Here is a 19,994-nt window from a genome sequence, read left to right as displayed (position 1 = left end):
ATTACAAAAACTAACACAACCACATGAATCAATTATCGGATAGAATTAACAACCTAGCCACATCAGCAACGCTTGCTATGGCAGCAAAAGCTAGAGAACTAAGAGCTGAAGGAAAAGATATAATAGGATTAAGTTTAGGTGAGCCAGACTTTGATACACCAGATTTTATAAAAGAAGCTGCTATTGAAGCCGTTAACCAAAACTATAACAGCTATACTCCAGTAGATGGTTATGTAGATTTAAAAAATGCAATTATCACAAAATTTAAACGTGATAATAATCTAACTTATACTTTACCGCAAATTGTAGTATCTACTGGAGCAAAACAAGCCTTATACAATATTGCATCTGTGATGCTAAATGAGGGCGATGAAGTAATTTTACCTTGTCCGTATTGGGTTAGCTACAGTGACATAATTAAATTAAATGATGGTGTACCTGTTGAAGTAAAAACATCTATTGAGAACGATTTTAAAATGACAGCTGCTCAACTTGAAGCTGCTATTACACCAAAAACTAAAATGATTTGGTACAGTTCTCCTTGTAACCCAAGTGGTTCTGTTTACAGTAAGGAAGAATTAAGAGCATTAGCAGATGTTTTACAAAAGCACCCTAATATATATGTTGTTTCTGATGAAATCTATGAACATATCAATTTTAAAGGTGGTCATTTTAGTATGGCTGAATTTGATGATATGTACGACAGAACTGTGACAATAAACGGTGTATCTAAAGCTTTCGCTATGACAGGTTGGAGAATTGGTTACATTGGCGCACCAGATTGGATTGCTAGAGCATGTAATAAAATTCAAGGTCAGGTAACCAGTGGAGCCAACTGTATTGCACAACGTGCTGTTATTACTGCATTAGAAGCTCCAGCTTCTTGTGTAAAATATATGGTAGATGAATTTAAAGTAAGAAGAAAATTAATTTTAGATCTTCTCGGTGAAATAGAAGGTTTTAAATCTAATGAGCCAGAAGGTGCTTTTTATGTATTCCCTAATATTTCTGCCTATTTCGGAAAAACGATTAAAGGAAAGGAGATAAATAATGCTTCTGATTTTTCTTTGTTTTTGTTAGAAGAAGCCTTAGTAGCAACCGTAACTGGTGAAGCTTTTGGAAATCCGGATTGTATTAGAATTTCTTATGCCGCATCTCAAGATGAAATTAAAGAAGCTATAAAACGTATAAAGACTGCTTTGAGTTAAAACATACACTTTATTAAAATAAAAAGACCTTTCTATATTTAGAAAGGTCTTTTTATTTGATGATTGCCCACACAAAAAAAGATAGAATAATAAAAGTAATAATTCCGACTTTTAGCCATAATATTCGGTTATCCCTTTTTACCTTTTTCTCAATAGACTTTAACAACTCTGGTGTAGCTTCTTGAAAATCATATTCTGGTTTTTCTGAAAAGATAGTTCGACTATATCCTTTTTTAAACTTTTTCCTTTTAGAACGCATATTATCATTGTTCTTTAAAGTCGTTATCATAGTCTGTACAACACCAAAACTCATAAGTCTTAATTTTTAACGATTAATAAGTAATCAGTTCAATAATTCCTTCGGTAGAATACAAAAAGATGCATAAAAGTAAAATGAATAAAATAGCCGTAAGCAAAATCACTTTTAAGGTTCTAATTTTATGCTCTTCTTTTAAACGCTTACTTAAATCCTTTAGTTGTTTGGTTGTTGCTGTAGGTAAGTTATATTCTGTTTTACTATTTGGGTTATAGCCACCAAGTGTATTTCTCAACTTATCTCGTTTAGAAAGTAAGTTAAGGTTATTCTTAACACTAACATTCATTGCTCCTGTAGACATAATTTCTATAATTTAAATAGTTAGTAAAAAATTGAAATGATAACAAACCATTTTAAAATAGGTCTCTAATAACATAAAAGGCACAAATTAATGTGCCAGTTGAAAGTTCTATATATTGTAGTAATGCTATCTAAAACATAGCTATTAATACCATAGCAAATACAGTTAACTTTAAAATTGCTCCTGTATGGTTTACCATTCTAAATTGAGAAGACTTAATACGTTGTCTTATCCCAAATATTGATTTCTTCGTTGACTTTCTATAATTCTCTTTAACAATTGATTTGTAACGAGAGTTTAATAAGCCATTTGCTGTAAAGTTAGATACCGCAATGGGTTCTGGTACTGATTCTAATGTTGTGTTTAATACTAATTCCATGATTGATGATTTTAATTGGTTATACAAGTAAGACGCTCAATCAATTAAAATGTTACACATTGCATATCAGTACTTAACAAAATAACAGCAATAAAAAACTTGAAACTATTAGTGAGAATATAGGCTAGGTAAATTTAAAAAAAAATAAAAAAAATTTGAAAATTTATCTATTTCTCCAAAAGAAAGGCGTCAATAAAATTAAAACAGTAAACAATTCTAATCTTCCAATAAGCATTAAAAACGAAGCCCACCATTTTCCTAAAGGTGGTAATGCGGCATAATTATTTACAGGTCCAAAATCACCTAAGGCTGGTCCAACATTTCCTAAACTTGATGCAGAAAGACCTATGGCAGATTCAAAATCCATTTGAAACATAGAGAATACTAAAGCACCAACTATAAAAGACAACATATACAGTATGAAGAATCCAAGTACATTAAATACAATATCTTTTGATACAGATTTTCCGTTATATCTAACAGGGACAATAGCATTAGGATGCAAAGCGCGTTTAAATTCTAAAAAACTATTCTTAATTAAAATTAATTGACGCATTACCTTTACACCACCTGAGGTACTACCTGCTGAACCTCCTAAAAACATTAAGCCAAAGAAGAAAACAGTTAAAAATGGCGTCCACAGTGTATAATCTGCTGTGACAAATCCTGTTGTTGTAATAACACTTAATACCTGAAATAACCCATGCCTAAAAGCACTCTCTCCTTCTCCTAACACCATTGGGTGATCAATTGAAGATATGGATACATCTGCCCTAAAGTATATCAATATAGCCGCAACAAATGTAAATACAGCTATAAACCTAAAGTAGAGTTTAAACTCCTCATCCTTTATTATTTTAGCTACCTTACCTTTAAACAAGTAATAACTAAGCACAAAATTAGTTCCTGCTAAAAACATAAAGAATATAATAATATATTGAATAGCTGGATTATCATTCCAGTGTGCTACGCTTGCATTTTTTGTTGAAAATCCACCTGTAGACAATGTACTTAAGGCATGATTAATAGCATCAAAAAACGACATTCCTGCTACTTGTAACAATATTGTTTCTGCTGCAGTGTAGCCAAAATAAATTAACCATAATCGCTTTGCTGTATCTGTAATTCTCGGATGCAATTTATCACCACCTGGTCCAGGAGCTTCTGCAGCAAATAGCTGCATACCACCAACACCTAATAATGGCAATATGGCAATGGCAAGAACAATAATTCCCATACCACCAATCCAATGCGTAATACTTCTCCAGAATAAAACACCTTTTGGTACAGCTTCAATATCATTTAAAATACTGGCACCTGTTGTAGAATAACCAGACATGGTTTCAAAGAAAGCATCAGTAAATGAGGGAATGGCTTCTGTAACTAGATATGGCAATGTACCAGATAAAGACATTACAATCCACCCAAAGGCTACAACTATATATCCTTCTCGCTTATTCATTTCTTTGCGATGGTCCTTTGTTCTATACATTACCAAAGTACCAATGCCAAGTGTTGCAAGACCCGCTAAAAATAAATCAAGAGTAACACCATCATTATAAATAAGACTTATTAAAGTAGATATCAACATAAACCCACCATTAAATAATAATAGGAGTCCAAAAAAATGAAAGATTATTTTATAATTGAGCTTTATACGAGACATTCTATAATCAATTATGTGAAAAAAGTTTCAACTTCAGAAATTGAGCGTGGTAAACAACATACGACAACTCTATCACCAGCTTCAATTCTAAAACTTCCTAAAGGAATTAAACCTTTTCCATCTCTAATAACACCTCCAAAAATTGCTGACCTAGGAAATTTTAAATCCTTAATCTGCTTATTAGTGATTTTACAATCTGGTTTTACAACAAATTCCAAAAGTTCGGCATTCATATTGGTAAGTTTAGTCATTGCTACAACCTCACCTTTTCTTATATATCTAAATATATTATTTGCAGCCAGTAACTTTTTATTAATCAATGTATCAATTCCTATGGATTGAGATAACTGATAGTAATCCATATTTTCAACTAAAGCAATGGTCTTTTTTACACCTTTTGATTTGGCAAGTAGACAAGACATAATGTTAGTTTCAGAATTACCCGTTACGGCAATAAAAGCATCCATATCAGAAATATTTTCTTCATCTAATATCTCAACGTTTCTTCCATCACCACAAATAACTAATGCATTTGGTAAATCTTCAGCTAATTCTTCTGCAACACCTCTTTTACTCTCAACTACTTTAACATTAAATTTACTCGCACAAAGATCTTTAGCGGTTTTATACCCAATTTGACTTCCGCCAAGAATCATAATATCCTTTATCTCAACTTTTACTTTACCAGATAACTCAAATAATTCTTCATCACCACCTTTGCTAGTCATAAAAACTACTTTATCACCTTCCTTAAATATGGTATCGCCTCTTGGGATTATGGTATATTGAGTTCCCAAGCGCTGAATTGCAATTGGGATAAAGTGAAGTTCAGAATATAATTCCGCTGCTTGTTTTACCGTTTTATCAACAAAAGTTGCCGTTCTAGATATACGTAAACCTAACATAGTTAAAGCGCCATCCTCAAACTCATAAGTATCATTAAATCCATATTGATTTAACAATAACTCAATTTCTGAAGCAGCTAAAGATTCTGGAGAAATTAATTCATCAATTCCTATATTTGAGAACCCTACAGTTTCCTTATGCTCTATAAATTCTGTATTAGATATACGTGCAATAGTTCTTTTAGCACCTAATTGCTTCGCTAATACACAAGCCGTTATATTTGTAGTCTCAGATGATGTTACTGCAATAAATAAAGCAGAAGTTTCAATACGCGCATCTCTTAATACCTCTATTGAGGTTGCATCACCTTTTATAGTTCTAATATCCAAATGATTCCCTGCATATCCTAAACTATCCTTTTTAGTATCAATTAAAGTGATTTCTTGAGACTCGTAAGAAAGAAGTTTCGCCAAATGAAATCCTACTTCACCTGCACCTGCGATAATTATTTTCATTGTAACTTGTTGAAATAAACATGCAAATATACTTATAAGTTATAAGTTAATGCGTGCCGTTAGTATTTATTGTTGTGACCACAGACAACTTAAAGAACTTACTTATTGTTATTTTTAATTCTGAAAAGTTAAAAATTCCTGTTTCTGAACGGAGAAGAGAAGTTTATAACGTATGCCTATTTGTTCGTCAAAGTATTTTTTTTCATTTCTTTATAAAACATTCAAGTGAAAAAAATCACGTATTTTTGCCAAAAATTTTTATGGCCGAAAAGATTAATCCATACAAGGACAGTGACCAATCTAAAAAGATTCAGGTTACTAAAATGTTCGATACTATCTCTAAAGAATATGATGGTTTAAACCGAGTAATTTCATTTGGTATAGATGTCAAATGGAGAAAAAAGGTTGTAGACCTCGTTGCTAAAAACAACCCTGAAAATATTTTGGATATTGCTACCGGAACAGGGGATTTAGCAATTAACCTTGCCATTACAAATGCAAAAGAAATTGTTGGTTTAGATATCAGCGATGGCATGCTAGAAGTTGGACGGCAGAAAATTAAGGATAAAAACCTAGACAATACTATTTCTATGGTTATTGGTGATTCTGAAGATTTACCTTTTGAAGACAATACATTTGATGCCATAACCGTATCTTTTGGTGTTAGAAATTTTGAAAATTTAGAAAAAGGCCTTGCAGAAATATTACGAGTATTAAAACCTGAAGGTATTTTTGTTATTCTTGAAACTTCTGTACCCACTAACCCAATCTATAAATTTGGTTATAAAGCCTACTCTAAACTTATTTTGCCAACCATAGGAAAGCTGTTTTCTAAAGACCGAGTTGCTTATAAATATTTAAGCGAATCTGCTTCTGTTTTTCCATACGGTAAAGCTTTAAACAATATTTTGACTAAAATTGGGTTTACTAATGTGAAACATCAACCCCAAACTATGGGAGTTGCTACCATTTATTCAGCATCTAAAGCATAATATGAAACGCATAGTACTCATCTTAATAATTTTATTCGTCTTTCAGGATTTGTCCGCACAAATGTTCACAAAAGAGCGTGTTACTAACAGTGTAGATAATATTGATAAAAAGTTTTTAACTTGGGGTTATTTCATTGGCTTCAATCAATATGACTTTAATTTTGATTACAACCAAAACTTAGAAGACATACAAGTTGAAACCGCTGGAGGTTTTCATTTAGGACTTATTGGAGATATGCGAATTAATGATTATTTGAATTTAAGATTAGAGCCAGGCGTATTTTTCACGACGAGAACACTTCAATACGACGAAAGTTACTTTAATGGTGTAGAATTTAATGATTCTGATTTGTTCCGAGAAGTAAAATCTACTTATGTTCATATTCCATTATTGCTAAAGGTTTCCACAAAGCGTATTAATAACTTTAAACCTTTTGTTATTGGTGGTATTTCTACGGCGTTAAATTTATCGAGTAATCAAGATAATCCTAATGATAATAGCTCTGGTGAATTTAGAATGACTAAAAACTCTTATTTTTATGAAATTGGTTTTGGTATAGATTTATATTTGCTTTATTTTAAATTCACACCTTCCATTCGTGGTATTTTTGCAATTAATGATGAAAACATTAGAGATGCAGACCCAAATAGTCCTTGGACAGGTAATATTTCAAAAATGCAAACTAGAGGACTTTTTATTAATTTAACTTTTCAATAGTTCTACGTTTAAATTCGCTAAGAACAATCGCAGTTGCATTAGCTACATTAAGACTTTCCGTAGCTTTATTTTTTCCAAATTGAGGAATAGTTAATTTTCTTTCTATTGTTGCTTTTACAGCTTCTGAAATACCATTAGCTTCATTACCTAAAACGATTATGCCTTGTTGTTCTAAAATGGACGTATATATATTGTCGCCTTCAAGCAAAGTCCCATAAACAGGCAAGTTAGACGATTCAATATAGTTTTCTAAATCTACGTACTGAACATTGACACGAGTTAGAGAACCCATTGTGGCCTGCACTACTTTATTATTAAAACAATCTACAGTATTAAAACTACAGACCAAATCTGTTATGCCATACCAATCGCAAAGTCTAATTATGGTACCTAAATTACCAGGATCTCGCACATCATCTAATGCTATAACTAAACCACCTGCCGTAGACTGATTTTGTTTTGGAATTTCAAAAATTGCTAAAGCTGTATTAGGATTTTTTAATACTGATATTTTTTTTAATTCAGCTTCAGTAATCTCAATAACTAAAGGTTGTGGTGCTTCAAAAATAGATTTAGTCGTATAGAGGCTTTTCAGTTTAAAATCTGAATTTAAAAACTCTGAAATCCCTTTAATTCCTTCAACTATAAACAAACCATTCTGCTGTCTGTTTTTTTTTAAGCTTAAACTTTTAATTAACTTTATTTGATTCTTTGATAACATTAAAATGTCTTTACATTTGTTTAACGGAACGTCTTGTTTACAAAGTAAAACTATTTTTTGGTATTATTTTGTTCAAATTAAAAGTGATAAACTATTTCTACACAGTAAATGGTATTATTTTTGTTTTGTTAGTACCATTATAAAAATCCTTAGAATTAGAGCTTGCAACAAAGAATTTCAATATTAAAAATTATTAATAAATCAACAGCGCAGTATTTACTGGTTGTTTTTTGCTTGTCACTTCTTTTTTCTTGTAATGTGGTAAAACGTGTTAAAGAAGGTGATCATCTTATTACAGACAATACCATTGTAGAAGATGGTAATACTGTAATGACAGAGCGTATTAATAATATCGTGATTCAGAAAACAAATTCTGGAATGCGTAAATTCTTTGGTTTCCCCTTAAAACTGCATATATACAATCTGGCTAGACCAAATATAGATTCTATTTTAGAAGCTAATATTTTAAGTGACTCGCTAAAAGTTAAACGCAATATTTCTTTACTTTCTAAAAAGCAGTTTGATAAGTTTATAGACTTCAGAAAAAACTTTAATTCTTGGCTTAAAAGAACTGGTGAAGCGCCTGTAATATATGATGAAGACAAAACCATAAAGACAGCGAACAACCTAAGAAAATATTACTATAGTAAAGGCTGGTTTAATAACGAAGTAACTTTTGAAGCGGCAAAAGACAGTAACAAATTAGCCAAAGTAACATACAATGTAGTAAAACATAAACCCTACATTTTAGACTCTTTAAACCCTATAATTAGTAGTCCTGCTATTGATAGCATTTACCCTCAAATTGCCAAAAACACCTTATTAAAAAAAGGCGAACAATATGATTCTCAAAATTTTGAAAACGAACGCGAACGAATAAATACGTTATTAAGAAATTCTGGTTTTTATTACTTTGGCCAAGACTATATTAGATTTGAAATAGACACTATTAAAACCAATCACAAAGTACAGACTGAGCTAAGAATTGCTAACAGAATAATTAGAGGCAGTGATTCTATAACCGTTACGCCGTTTAAAGTTTATAAAATAAGAGAAGTAAATGTCTTTACCGATAGTAATTTTAATAATAGGTTTAAAGCTATTACAGATACCGTAAACTACAAAAACTATAACTTATACAGTAAAGAAAAACTTAGATTTAGAGCGAAAGCCTTAACTGATGCTATTTTTATTAATAAAGGCGATATTTACAGCGATTTAGCCAGAAGCAGAACCCAACGATATCTCAATGATCTACAAATGTTTAGGTATCCAGATATTGAATATATTGAAAACGAAGAGGACTCCACACTCACCGCCAACATTAGACTAGAGCCTAAAAAGAAATACAGTTTAAGTTTTGATCCAGAAATTAATACGAGTAATATCCAAACCATAGGTTTTTCTTTTGGTACAGGTCTAAAGATTAGAAATGTATTTAGAGGTGCTGAAACTTTAGATATCTCAGGTATTGCAGCCATTGGTGCTTCTAAAAGCAGAAATGATCCTGAAGCCGCTTTTTTTGATATTAATGAGTTTGGTGGAAATATAAGATTAACGATTCCTAGAATTTTTAGTCCTTTTAATACCAATAAAATTATACCAAAATACATGTCGCCTAGTACAAGTATTAATTTGTCTGCTACGAGTCAGCAAAATATTGGGTTAGATAAACAATCGCTTTCTGGTATATTTAGTTACAACTGGTTTCCATCTAAAACGGTAACTAATAATCTCGATTTATTTAACGTAAACTTTGTAAAAAATCTTAATACTAGTAATTATTTTGGTGTTTACACCAATTCTTATTCTAGCTTAAACTCTATTGCTGAAGATATCGGCTACATAGCAGATGGCGAAGAACTATATGATGACACGTTATCTGCGCCTTACTCGCCTGCAGATGCATTTATTGACGATGTTATAAATAACAATACAAGTCTAACCTCTAGCGATGATGATTACTCAACTGTACAAAATATAGAAGAACGTAAAGAACGACTTACGGAAGACAACCTTATTTTTTCTAGCAGTTTTGATTATAAAAAAGACAACCGAAAAAACATTTTTGATAATGATTTTTCCATTTTTAAATGGCGAGTAGAATCAGCTGGTGTTTTATTATCTGCTATTTCAGACTTATCAAGCGTTTCTAAAAACGAAGCTGGTAATTATGAAATATTTGATGTGGCCTTTTCTCAATATATCAAAACGGAAATAGATTATATAAAATATATAGATTTAGGAAGACAGAACGTTTTGGCATTTAGATCTTATGCAGGCATAGCTATACCTTACGGCAATTCTAACAGTGTTCCTTTTGCAGAAAGTTTCTTTGCTGGTGGACCAAACGACAACAGAGCTTGGTCTGCTTATAATTTAGGACCAGGCAGCTCTAATTCTACTAATGAATTTAATGAGGCGAATTTTAAATTGCATTTAAGCGCAGAACAACGTTTCAATATATTTGGTCAGTGGCATGGTGCCATTTTTGTTGATGCTGGTAATATTTGGAATGTTTTAGATAATGTAACAGATGAAGGAGCAGCTTTCACAGACTTCTCATCTCTTAAAGATATCGCTGTCGGTTCTGGTTTTGGTATTAGATATGATTTTGATTTCTTTGTTTTACGTTTTGATACCGGATTTAAAACCTATGATCCTTCTCAGGAAAGTAGTAATCGTTGGTTTAGAAATTACAATTTTACCAATGCCGTTTATAATATTGGTATCAACTACCCGTTTTAAGATTCATATTAATTTTAAGCTCCTCTGCACAAAACCATCTTATTTTGCATTTCTTTAAATACAAGAATTTGAAGAAATTAAAATCTGTTTTATCTAAATAATATGAGATTCAAACTACATCGTTTTCGGTATTTTATACTACTTCAATCTATTAAAACTCTTAAAAATTGCGTATTTTTGAGTACTAAATTTTCAATTCAATAATTATGAGTCATAATATTAAACCTGGCGTTGCTACAGGTAAAGAAGTTCAGAATATTTTTAACTATGCAAAAATGAAAGGTTTTGCCTTACCTGCAGTAAACGTTATAGGATCTAATACTATAAATGGTGTTTTAGAAACAGCAAAATCTTTAAACGCACCTGTTATCATTCAATTTTCGAATGGTGGAGCGCAGTTTAACGCTGGAAAAGGTTTAGGAAACGAAGGACAAATTGGAGCTATAAATGGTGCAATTGCAGGAGCAAAACATGTTCACCAAATGGCAGAAGCCTATGGTGTACCTGTAATTTTACATACAGATCACTGTGCTAAAAAATTATTACCATGGATTGATGGTTTATTAGATGCTAGTGAACAGCATTTTAAAGAAACAGGGAAACCGCTTTATAGTTCTCATATGATTGATTTATCTGAAGAGCCAATTGAAGAAAATATCGAAATCTGTAAAAAATACCTTGAGCGTATGAGCAAAATGGGCATGACTTTAGAGATTGAATTAGGTATCACAGGTGGTGAAGAAGACGGAGTTGATAACAGCGATGTTGATGCTTCAAAATTATATACACAACCAGAAGAAGTAGCTTATGCCTACGAAGAATTAAGTAAAGTAAGTGACCAATTTACAATTGCTGCGGCATTTGGTAACGTGCATGGTGTATACAGACCTGGAAATGTAAAATTAACTCCAAAAATTTTAAAGAATTCTCAAGATTTCATTACTGAAAAATATGGTGTTGAGCACAATCATATTGATTTTGTTTTTCATGGTGGATCAGGATCTACTGTTGAAGAAATTAGAGAAGGAATTAGCTATGGTGTTATTAAGATGAACATTGATACAGATATGCAATATGCCTTTTTGAGCGGTGTTAGAGATTATGTACAAGATAAAAAAGACTACTTACAAACTCAAATAGGTAATCCAGATGGCGATGATGTGCCTAACAAAAAATATTACGATCCTCGTGTTTGGTTACGTAAAGGTGAAGATGCTTTTGTTGAAAGACTTAAAAAAGCATTCGAAGATTTAAATAACGTAGATACTTTATAGAGAGCATCTTAAAATATTTAAAACCCGTTAAGACTTATTATCAGAGTTTTAATGGGTTTTTGTTTGCATATAAAATTCAAAATTCGAGATACTTTGTGCATTTTTTGAGTTATATTTAATAAAATAGTAATTTTGTACGCTTTATTATTACAAACAATAACTAACTAAACAAACTAGATTATTCGTTTTTTCAACCAATAATCATAAACCTATCTCACGGATAAACGAGGGATTAAAATCGTAACCTAAATATGGCTTGGTTTAAAAGAAAAGAAAAAGGTATTCATACCTCAACAGAAGAAAAAAAAGATACTCCTAAAGGTCTTTGGTATAAATCTCCAACCGGAAAAATAATTGATACTAAAGAACTTGAACAAAATTTTTATGTAAGTCCAGAAGATGGGTATCACGTAAGAATTGGTAGCAACGAGTACTTTCAAATTTTATTTGATGATAATAAATATAAAGAGTTAGACCCAGATTTAACTTCTAAAGATCCACTGAAGTTTGTTGACACAAAAAAATATCCTGATAGGTTAAAAGCAGCACAAGCTAAAACAAACCTAAAGGATGCTGTACGCACAGCTGTTGGTAAATCTAACGGCAAGGATTTGGTTATAGCTTGTATGGACTTTAGTTTTATTGGTGGTTCTATGGGTAGTGTTGTTGGCGAAAAAATAGCCAGAGCAGCAGAATACGCCTACAAGAAGAAGACGCCTTTTATGATTATCAGTAAGTCTGGTGGTGCACGCATGATGGAAGCCGCATTATCGTTAATGCAATTAGCAAAAACTTCTGTTAAATTAGCTCAATTGGCAGATGCAGGTATTCCATATATATCGTTATGTACTGATCCAACAACTGGAGGTACAACAGCATCATTTGCGATGTTGGGTGATATTAATATTGCTGAACCGGGAGCATTAATTGGTTTTGCTGGCCCTAGAATTGTACGAGATACAACAGGTAAAGAATTGCCAGAAGGGTTTCAAACTTCAGAATTCTTATTAGAACATGGATTTTTAGATTTCATTACGCATCGAAAAGATTTAAAAAACAAAATAAATTTATACATTGACCTAATTACAAATCAACCTGTAAGAGCATAAATTTTAAATTTTATTCGTACACAACTATATAAAGGAGATGGAAAACATCTCCTTTTTTTTACTGATATTACGTCAAACAATTATTACTTATTAGTTTATTACTGTAATGCTCTTAAAAAACTAAAATCATAATGTAAAATTACGTGAGATGTACTTAAAGATATGTGTATCCCTCTTACGTAAACCAATTGTTATAGATCACTTCTTTAACATCTTTTTATTCTGGATGAATTAATCTTAAGAATTTTAATTCATAATTTATCTCATAGCTATATTATATAAAAAAGGCAAACAAACAAAACACATAATAAACTGCATGTCAGTATTTTAAAAAAAAAATCATATATTGCGCACTAACCAAGTTTACTTTTAACCAAAACAAAAAGAAACTAAAAAAACCTTAAAAATGAAAATTAAAACAAAAGTTGGACTTTTATTATTACTATTTATATCAGCGTTTTCTTGTGATGAACTCGATGAAATAACTGAGATAGACATTACTCAAGATTTTACGAGAACATTTAATGTGTCTGTACAAGAGGATTCTGAAGGTCAACCACAAAGTTTTTCTTCTGCCATAACCCTAGATATTACGGATAATGAAGACATTCAAAATAATATAGATTTAATTCAAAATATCTCTATTAATTCTATTACCTATGAAATTATAAATTTTTCAGGTTCAGAGGATGCTATGCTAACGGATGGCCAATTAACTTATGGCACCAATTCTATAACTGTTTCTAATATTAACCTTGAACAATCTGATATTGATAATACAATTTATACCATTTCGGATACGAGTGGATTTAATTCCTTGGCTAACGATTTAGAAAATGATCAAGTCGTTAATATGTCTTTAACAGGAACGGTTAACGAAACACCTGTAGCTTTTGACGTTGAGGTTACTTTTGATTTAACAGTTACCATAGATGTTTTATAAACAGTAATTGATTTTTTAAAAAGCCTTTAAAATTAATTTTAAAGGCTTTTTAATTTTAGTTTCAACTGGCCTTTTTTAAGAACACAGAGAATTCGGTACCAACACCAACTTCACTAGTAATTTCAACCTTTCCTCCTAAAGATTCAATATGATTTTTGGTTATAAATAATCCAATACCAATAGCATCTTCGTTTTGATGAAAGGTTTTATACATTTGAAAGAGTGTATCTCCAAATTTATTTAAGTCTATGCCAAGGCCATTATCAGATATTTTTAAAACAACAAAATCGTTTTCTATATGAGAACTAATCTCAATAATTGGTTTTCTATCTTCAGATTTATATTTTATCGCGTTAGTAAGAAAATTAAGAACAATACTATCTAAGTAAGCTGGTTTTCCCATAACACAAATATCTTCATCAACTTCATTATAAATAGTTGCCTCTGCATTTTGCGCTAATGCAATAATATTATAAGTTGCCTTCTCTACATAATCAAACAAGTTAAGCGGCTCTAAAATTGCACTATCTATTTCTCTTATTTTTGCTACTTGGGTTAAATGATCTACCGTTTCTTGCAAATTAGAAACTGCTTTTTTTAGTAGTTGAAAATTGTCATTAGATTTTATAGTAGAAAAATCCTCTTCAATAAAATCGGTTAATAAAGACAAATTACCAGAGTGTGATCTTAAATTGTGAGTAACAATATTAGCAAACGACTTTAGTCTGTCGTTCTGTTCTTCTGCCACACTTAGCATTAATTTTAATTTATCTTGATTTCTTTGTCTATTTGTAATATCCGTAAACTGCCAAATCATATGCGCTCTTCCTTCTTTGAAATATACCAAAGACACATAAATTAAAACCCATATTATAGAACCGTTTCTATGAAAGTAGCGTTGTTTTACGCGATATTTATCAATGTTACCACTAATAAGGTCTTCATATTTTTTTTCATGAACTCCAAGATCCTCGGCATAGACAATATTATTAATGTCCATGTTAAATAATTCCCATCGTGTATAACCAAAGATATCGCAAACACTTTCGTTTACTTTTAACCAATTACCATCTAAGTTTACTATGGCTATTCCGTTATAAGTATTATTAAAGGTACGTTCTAATACGTCATAAGCATTAGAGAAATTTCGAAGATGATTTGTGACTTTCATGCATTAATTTTAAATAGATTAATCTTTCTTGAAAGTTATTAGTTAGTAAGGGTTAACTGGGCAAAATCAATATTTAAATTGTAATCAATATTAAAAGTTACGAAAAAAAAGCCAAATCGCAAAAAAATAGTATATTTGCCGATCGAAAGAAAAGCTTTCGTGTACATAACAATCATTTACAATAATATTAGAATGTATTTAACAAAAGACGCAAAAGAAGAAATCTTCGCAAAACACGGTAAAGGAAAAAACGATACTGGTACAGCAGAAGGACAAATTGCTTTATTTACAGCAAGAATTAACCACTTAACAGAACACTTAAAGAAGAATCGTAAAGATTATAATACTGAGCGTTCGTTAGTAAAATTAGTAGGTAAGCGTCGTGCTTTACTTGACTACTTAACTAAGAAAGATGTCTTAAGATATCGTGCAATAGTAAAAGAATTAGGATTAAGAAAATAATCTCAATAAAAAGACCACGCTAACCAGCGTGGTTTTTTGTTTGCGTTAGGGATTGCAGAGAAAAGCCCACAGCCCAACGAAGGAGGTGCGAGGACTTGAAACGGAAAGCCCGACCCTTGTGGTAACGCCCAAAGAATATAACTCTAACGTAAGAGTATAAATGACGTAAAAATAGAAGAAGCTAGTTTCCGAAAAGGTTCGGAACTAAAGGTTTTTCATTGGTCTAAACAACAACGACAACTACAACAACACAACGACCATTGTTTAACACTGTTCTAACGAGCGATAATGCGTTAGAATTTAGAACTAAAATTATGATTCCAAAAGTATTTAAAGAGGTCATTGACCTTGGTGATGGTAGAGAAATTTCTATTGAAACCGGAAAATTAGCAAAACAGGCACATGGTTCTGTTGTTGTTCAATCAGGGAAATGTATGTTATTATGTACAGTTGTTTCCAATTACAAACAAGCAGATGTTGACTTTTTACCTTTAACGGTAGATTACAGAGAAAAATTTGCTGCTGCTGGTCGTTATCCAGGTGGTTTCTTTAAAAGAGAAGCTAGACCTAGTGACGGAGAAGTTTTAACAATGCGTTTAGTGGATAGAGTTTTACGTCCATTATTCCCAAAAGATTACCACTCTGAAACTCAGGTAATGATACAATTAATGTCTCACGACCCAGAGGTTATGCCAGATGCTATGGCAGGTTTAGCCGCTTCGGCTGCTATTCAATTATCAGATTTTCCATTTGAATGTGCTATCTCTGAGGCTAGAGTTGGCCGTGTAAATGGTGAATTCATTATTAACCCAACTAGAGCGCAATTAGAAGAGTCTGACATCGATATGATGATTGGAGCATCTGCTGATTCTGTAATGATGGTTGAAGGTGAAATGGATGAGATTTCTGAAGAAGAAATGACTGAAGCTATTAAATTTGCTCACGAAGCTATTAAGGTACAATGTGCTGCCCAAGAAGCTTTAGCAAAAGCTTTTGGCAAAAAAGATGTACGTGAGTATGATGGTGAAAGAGAAGAAGCTGATTTAGCTGCTAAAATTCACGATATGGCTTATGATAAGGTTTACGCAATTGCTCAAGCAGGATCTGCTAAGCATGAACGTAGTGCTGCATTTGCAGAAATAAAAGAAGAAATAAAGGCTAGTTTTTCTGAAGAAGAACAAGCAGATTACGGTGGGTTAATTTCAAAATACTATGCTAAAGCTGAAAAAGCTGCAGTTAGAGATTTAACACTGAACGAAGGTTTACGTTTAGATGGACGTAAAACAGATGAAATTAGACCTATTTGGAGTGAGGTTGATTATTTACCTTCTACACATGGATCTGCTGTATTTACACGTGGGGAAACTCAAGCTTTAGCTACGGTTACTCTAGGTACAAGTAGAGAGGCTGCACAAATTGATATGCCATCTTACGAAGGTGAAGATCGTTTCTATTTACATTATAACTTCCCTCCTTTTTCTACAGGTGAAGCTAGACCAATACGTGGAACATCTCGTCGTGAGATAGGACATGGTAACTTAGCACAACGTGCTTTAAAAGGTATGGTTCCTGATGATTGTCCTTACACAGTGCGTGTGGTTTCAGAGATATTAGAATCTAATGGTTCTTCTTCTATGGCTACCGTTTGTGCTGGTACAATGGCAATGATGGATGCTGGTGTGCAACTTAAAAAGCCTGTTTCTGGTATTGCAATGGGATTAATTTCTGATGCAGATTCTGGAAAATATGCTGTTTTATCTGATATTTTAGGTGATGAAGATCACTTAGGTGACATGGATTTTAAAGTTACTGGTACTGCAGATGGTATTACAGCTTGTCAAATGGATATTAAAGTAAAAGGATTGTCTTATGAAATTCTTGTTAATGCTTTAAAACAAGCGCGTGACGGTCGTTTACATATTTTAGGTAAAATTACCGAAACTATTGAAACACCTAATGCAGATGTTAAAGATCATGCACCTACTATGGTTTCTAGACGTATTCCTAATGAATTTATTGGAGCGTTAATTGGACCTGGAGGAAAAGTGATTCAAGAAATGCAAAAAGAAACAGAAACTACTATCGTTATTAACGAAGATCCTGTTACTGAAGAAGGTATTGTTGAAATTTTAGGTGTTGGTAGTAAAGGTATTGATGCTGTTATGGCAAAAATTGACTCTTTATTATTTAAGCCTGAAGTTGGTAGCGTTTACGAAGTAAAGGTTATTAAAATGCTAGATTTTGGAGCGGTTGTAGAATATGTTGAAGCACCAGGAAACGAAGTATTACTGCACGTATCTGAGTTAGCTTGGGAACGTACTGAAAACGTAAGCGATGTTGTAAACATGGGCGATGTTTTTGATGTAAAATACTTTGGTATAGACAAACGTACTCGTAAAGAAAAAGTATCTCGTAAGGCGATTTTACCAAAACCAGAAGGTTATGTGGAAAGACCACCAAGAGATAACAACCGTGGACGTGATAACAGAGGTAGAGATAATCGCGGACGTGATAATAGACGTGATGATCGTAAACCAAGAAACGATAAGAAAGAAGATTAATTCTTTTTAAAGTTTATAATATTAAAGCCTGTTTCAAATTTTGAAACAGGCTTTTTTAATTTGAAAAATTAAGAGAATAGTAAAAAAGATTCTACACGTAGTGAATGTTAAATATATCTCAAAAAAAATCTAATTTGTAATAGTAAACGTACATCTATTTTAATTAATCAATCCAATAGTTAAGATTTATGTCATCAAAAAAAAATTCAAGTAAAAAAACAATATCTAACTCAATAAAAACAACTACAAAACTATCTAATAGTTTTAATTTATTTCTAAACAGCAAATCAAAAACAGAAAATCCCTATAATAAAATTGTACTATTTAGCTCATTTTTACTTTTAGTAATAGGTATCTATTTTCTATCTGTATTTCACAATGACTTTGAACAACTTAGTTCTGATAAAGCAAGTACTGCTTTAGGATATACTTTTATTACTATCGCAACAGGTTTATTTGTCTTTAAAGCGTCATTCTTTATTTTCAAAGCTTATAATTATTTTAAGTATAAACCTATTGATTCTGTTACTGATGAAGAATTACCTACGGTTACTGTTATTGTGCCAGCTTATAATGAAGGGAAACAAGTTTGGGATACTTTAATGAGTATTACTAACAGTGATTACCCTAAACACAAACTACAAGTTATATCCATTGACGATGGTAGTAAAGATGATACTTGGGATTGGATGCTAGATGCTAAATCTAAATTAGGTGACCAAATAGAAATCTATCAACAGCCAGAAAATCAAGGAAAACGTCATGCACTTTACCGAGGATTTAATTTGGGTACTGGTGATATTTATGTGACGATTGATAGTGATTCAATTGTAACAGAAGAAACCTTAAGAAATTTAGTGAGCCCTTTTATGGTTGATGAACAATGTGGTGCCGTTGCAGGTAATATTAGAGTTCTAAATAACAAGAAGGATATGCTTCCTAAAATGCTTGACGTCAGTTTTGTAATGAGTTTTGAGTTTGTACGTTCCGCAGAAAGCAATCTTAACTCAGTGCTTTGTACACCTGGAGCTTTAGCAGCTTATAGAAGTACAGCTGTCCACAAATGTTTGCCAGAATGGATAAACCAAAAATTTATGGGTCAACCATCAGATATTGGTGAAGACCGAGCCATGACCAACATGATTTTAAAACAAGGAAAACATGTATTATTTCAGAAAAATGCTGTAGCATATACTAATGTGCCAGATCAGTATTTAGGCTTATATAAAATGTTTATTCGTTGGGGAAGAAGTAACGTTCGTGAGAGTTTAGAAATGGCAAAATATGTCTTTACAAATTTTAGAGCTACAGGTAAAGCAGGTACACGTATACTTTTTATTAGTCAGTTTTTAAAAATATTAATGAGCTACCCTCTACTGATCTCTATGTTGTTCTTTGTTATAGTTCACCCGTTATTATTTTTAGGCTCTACTTTGGTAAGCATATTAATTGCTTCAACGTTCTCTGTATTGTTTTTTACAAGCCAGTACAAAACAACACAAGGAATTTGGGCATACTCTTATAGCATAATGTACACATTTGCTTTATTTTGGATTACGCCGTATGCGATTGCAACAGCAAATAAGAGAGGTTGGTTAACACGTGAACTTACAAAGTAATTGTTGATTCACTTGGAATTCTGCTAGATTTTTCTTAGTTTATTAACTATGATAACACAAGACAAAAACAATTATGCAGATGAGTTAAATCAGTCAATAACTTATCTCAAAAATTTAGGTTATTCTAATATTAAAGCTGATACGGAAGGATATGAGACCCCTAAATCATATCGCAAGAAAGGAAGTGATATTGATGTAACACCAGATATAGTTGCAGAAAAAGAAGGAAGAAAGCATATCTTTGATTTGAGTTTAAAATCAAAAAAAACAAGATTGCTTAAATCCAAATGGCTATTTTTAAACACATTGAGTCAATTAAAAGCTTATAGGTTTAGATTAATAACGACAAGAGGACATTATAAATTTACTAACGAAACGGTAAATGATATCAATCTTGATGCGATAAAACTTCTAAAAATTTAATTTTTTTATGATTTTGTGTAAC

General features: G+C 31.9%; 18 protein-coding genes. 11 read left to right on the top strand and 7 right to left on the bottom strand.

Annotation, left to right across the window (positions count from 1 at the left end; all coding sequences use genetic code 11):
• The first annotated feature begins 23 nt into the window (after positions 1–23).
• On the top strand, positions 24–1,208 hold the full coding sequence (locus Q0891_RS04325; protein WP_299099094.1) for a pyridoxal phosphate-dependent aminotransferase: 1,185 nt from the start codon (positions 24–26) through the stop codon (positions 1,206–1,208).
• Positions 1,209–1,260: 52 nt separating this feature from the next.
• Here Q0891_RS04325 and Q0891_RS04320 read toward each other — a convergent pair whose 3' ends face one another.
• The 5 genes from Q0891_RS04320 to trkA all read right to left on the bottom strand — a co-directional run bounded on the left by Q0891_RS04320 (position 1,261) and on the right by trkA (position 5,231).
• The gene (locus Q0891_RS04320; protein ID WP_299099092.1) at positions 1,261–1,521 is read right to left on the bottom strand and encodes a hypothetical protein; all 261 of its coding nucleotides are present in this window, start codon (positions 1,519–1,521) and stop codon (positions 1,261–1,263) included.
• Positions 1,522–1,540: 19 nt separating this feature from the next.
• Complete coding sequence (locus tag Q0891_RS04315; protein ID WP_299099090.1) at positions 1,541–1,825, bottom strand: hypothetical protein; 285 nt, start codon at positions 1,823–1,825, stop codon at positions 1,541–1,543.
• A gap of 130 nt (positions 1,826–1,955) precedes the next feature.
• Positions 1,956–2,204, bottom strand: coding sequence for a hypothetical protein (locus Q0891_RS04310; RefSeq protein ID WP_299099088.1), 249 nt, complete (start codon positions 2,202–2,204; stop codon positions 1,956–1,958).
• 163 nt (positions 2,205–2,367) lie between these two features.
• Positions 2,368–3,870 carry a TrkH family potassium uptake protein gene (locus Q0891_RS04305; protein WP_299099086.1) on the bottom strand — a complete coding sequence of 501 codons (1,503 nt, stop codon included), beginning with the start codon at positions 3,868–3,870 and terminating at the stop codon, positions 2,368–2,370.
• A gap of 11 nt (positions 3,871–3,881) precedes the next feature.
• Entirely contained in the window at positions 3,882–5,231 is a 1,350-nt protein-coding gene (trkA, locus tag Q0891_RS04300; RefSeq protein WP_299099084.1) for a Trk system potassium transporter TrkA, read from the bottom strand.
• Between the two features lie 260 nt (positions 5,232–5,491).
• On the opposite strand from trkA, the gene ubiE reads away from it, so the two are divergent.
• Together ubiE and Q0891_RS04290 are read left to right on the top strand one after the other, a co-directional pair.
• Entirely contained in the window at positions 5,492–6,223 is a 732-nt protein-coding gene (gene ubiE / locus Q0891_RS04295) for a bifunctional demethylmenaquinone methyltransferase/2-methoxy-6-polyprenyl-1,4-benzoquinol methylase UbiE (RefSeq protein WP_299099083.1), read from the top strand.
• A 1-nt stretch (position 6,224) separates the two neighbouring features.
• A complete protein-coding gene (locus tag Q0891_RS04290) occupies positions 6,225–6,941 on the top strand; it encodes a porin family protein (RefSeq protein ID WP_299099081.1) in 717 nt (238 codons plus the stop codon).
• Here the strand turns inward: Q0891_RS04290 and Q0891_RS04285 are convergent.
• The gene (locus tag Q0891_RS04285) at positions 6,922–7,662 is read right to left on the bottom strand and encodes an RNA methyltransferase (RefSeq protein WP_299099079.1); all 741 of its coding nucleotides are present in this window, start codon (positions 7,660–7,662) and stop codon (positions 6,922–6,924) included. The genes Q0891_RS04290 and Q0891_RS04285 overlap by 20 nt on opposite strands.
• Before the next feature lie 234 nt (positions 7,663–7,896).
• On the opposite strand from Q0891_RS04285, the gene Q0891_RS04280 reads away from it, so the two are divergent.
• From Q0891_RS04280 to Q0891_RS04265, 4 genes are all read left to right on the top strand, one after another.
• On the top strand, positions 7,897–10,410 hold the full coding sequence (locus tag Q0891_RS04280; RefSeq protein ID WP_299099077.1) for a BamA/TamA family outer membrane protein: 2,514 nt from the start codon (positions 7,897–7,899) through the stop codon (positions 10,408–10,410).
• Positions 10,411–10,616: 206 nt separating this feature from the next.
• Complete coding sequence (fbaA, locus tag Q0891_RS04275; RefSeq protein WP_299099075.1) at positions 10,617–11,684, top strand: class II fructose-bisphosphate aldolase; 1,068 nt, start codon at positions 10,617–10,619, stop codon at positions 11,682–11,684.
• A gap of 251 nt (positions 11,685–11,935) precedes the next feature.
• Positions 11,936–12,793, top strand: coding sequence for an acetyl-CoA carboxylase, carboxyltransferase subunit beta (gene accD / locus Q0891_RS04270; protein ID WP_299099073.1), 858 nt, complete (start codon positions 11,936–11,938; stop codon positions 12,791–12,793).
• A 406-nt stretch (positions 12,794–13,199) separates the two neighbouring features.
• Positions 13,200–13,736, top strand: a complete 537-nt coding sequence (locus Q0891_RS04265) for a hypothetical protein (protein WP_299099072.1) — start codon at positions 13,200–13,202, stop codon at positions 13,734–13,736.
• 61 nt (positions 13,737–13,797) lie between these two features.
• Here the strand turns inward: Q0891_RS04265 and Q0891_RS04260 are convergent, their stop codons facing one another.
• A complete protein-coding gene (locus Q0891_RS04260; RefSeq protein ID WP_299099070.1) occupies positions 13,798–14,907 on the bottom strand; it encodes a PAS domain S-box protein in 1,110 nt (369 codons plus the stop codon).
• Between the two features lie 192 nt (positions 14,908–15,099).
• Here Q0891_RS04260 and rpsO point away from each other — a divergent pair, with 192 nt between their 5' ends.
• The 4 genes from rpsO to Q0891_RS04240 all read left to right on the top strand — a co-directional run bounded on the left by rpsO (position 15,100) and on the right by Q0891_RS04240 (position 19,972).
• Positions 15,100–15,369 carry a 30S ribosomal protein S15 gene (gene rpsO / locus Q0891_RS04255; RefSeq protein ID WP_299099068.1) on the top strand — a complete coding sequence of 90 codons (270 nt, stop codon included), beginning with the start codon at positions 15,100–15,102 and terminating at the stop codon, positions 15,367–15,369.
• Between the two features lie 314 nt (positions 15,370–15,683).
• The gene (locus tag Q0891_RS04250; protein WP_299099066.1) at positions 15,684–17,930 is read left to right on the top strand and encodes a polyribonucleotide nucleotidyltransferase; all 2,247 of its coding nucleotides are present in this window, start codon (positions 15,684–15,686) and stop codon (positions 17,928–17,930) included.
• Between the two features lie 188 nt (positions 17,931–18,118).
• Positions 18,119–19,549, top strand: a complete 1,431-nt coding sequence (locus tag Q0891_RS04245) for a glycosyltransferase family 2 protein (protein WP_299099064.1) — start codon at positions 18,119–18,121, stop codon at positions 19,547–19,549.
• 48 nt (positions 19,550–19,597) lie between these two features.
• Positions 19,598–19,972 carry a hypothetical protein gene (locus tag Q0891_RS04240; RefSeq protein WP_299099062.1) on the top strand — a complete coding sequence of 125 codons (375 nt, stop codon included), beginning with the start codon at positions 19,598–19,600 and terminating at the stop codon, positions 19,970–19,972.
• Positions 19,973–19,994: the final 22 nt, after the last annotated feature.

Source organism: uncultured Winogradskyella sp. (genome assembly GCF_947498005.1).
Classification (GTDB): Bacteria; Bacteroidota; Bacteroidia; order Flavobacteriales; family Flavobacteriaceae; genus Winogradskyella.
This window is presented reverse-complemented; position numbering and strand designations above follow the sequence as displayed.

Bases quoted from the DNA above. Each gene is read 5' to 3' on its own strand.
- rpsO (WP_299099068.1), top strand. From the start codon at position 15,100: ATGTATTTAACAAAAGACGCAAAAGAAGAAATCTTCGCAAAACACGGT.
- Q0891_RS04315 (WP_299099090.1), bottom strand. From the start codon at position 1,825: ATGTCTACAGGAGCAATGAATGTTAGTGTTAAGAATAACCTTAACTTA.
- ubiE (WP_299099083.1), top strand. From the start codon at position 5,492: ATGGCCGAAAAGATTAATCCATACAAGGACAGTGACCAATCTAAAAAG.
- Q0891_RS04305 (WP_299099086.1), bottom strand. From the start codon at position 3,870: ATGTCTCGTATAAAGCTCAATTATAAAATAATCTTTCATTTTTTTGGA.
- Q0891_RS04240 (WP_299099062.1), top strand. From the start codon at position 19,598: ATGATAACACAAGACAAAAACAATTATGCAGATGAGTTAAATCAGTCA.
- Q0891_RS04320 (WP_299099092.1), bottom strand. From the start codon at position 1,521: ATGAGTTTTGGTGTTGTACAGACTATGATAACGACTTTAAAGAACAAT.
- trkA (WP_299099084.1), bottom strand. From the start codon at position 5,231: ATGAAAATAATTATCGCAGGTGCAGGTGAAGTAGGATTTCATTTGGCG.
- Q0891_RS04325 (WP_299099094.1), top strand. From the start codon at position 24: ATGAATCAATTATCGGATAGAATTAACAACCTAGCCACATCAGCAACG.
- Q0891_RS04310 (WP_299099088.1), bottom strand. From the start codon at position 2,204: ATGGAATTAGTATTAAACACAACATTAGAATCAGTACCAGAACCCATT.
- Q0891_RS04245 (WP_299099064.1), top strand. From the start codon at position 18,119: ATGTCATCAAAAAAAAATTCAAGTAAAAAAACAATATCTAACTCAATA.
- fbaA (WP_299099075.1), top strand. From the start codon at position 10,617: ATGAGTCATAATATTAAACCTGGCGTTGCTACAGGTAAAGAAGTTCAG.
- Q0891_RS04285 (WP_299099079.1), bottom strand. From the start codon at position 7,662: ATGTTATCAAAGAATCAAATAAAGTTAATTAAAAGTTTAAGCTTAAAA.
- Q0891_RS04260 (WP_299099070.1), bottom strand. From the start codon at position 14,907: ATGAAAGTCACAAATCATCTTCGAAATTTCTCTAATGCTTATGACGTA.
- Q0891_RS04290 (WP_299099081.1), top strand. From the start codon at position 6,225: ATGAAACGCATAGTACTCATCTTAATAATTTTATTCGTCTTTCAGGAT.
- Q0891_RS04250 (WP_299099066.1), top strand. From the start codon at position 15,684: ATGATTCCAAAAGTATTTAAAGAGGTCATTGACCTTGGTGATGGTAGA.
- Q0891_RS04265 (WP_299099072.1), top strand. From the start codon at position 13,200: ATGAAAATTAAAACAAAAGTTGGACTTTTATTATTACTATTTATATCA.
- accD (WP_299099073.1), top strand. From the start codon at position 11,936: ATGGCTTGGTTTAAAAGAAAAGAAAAAGGTATTCATACCTCAACAGAA.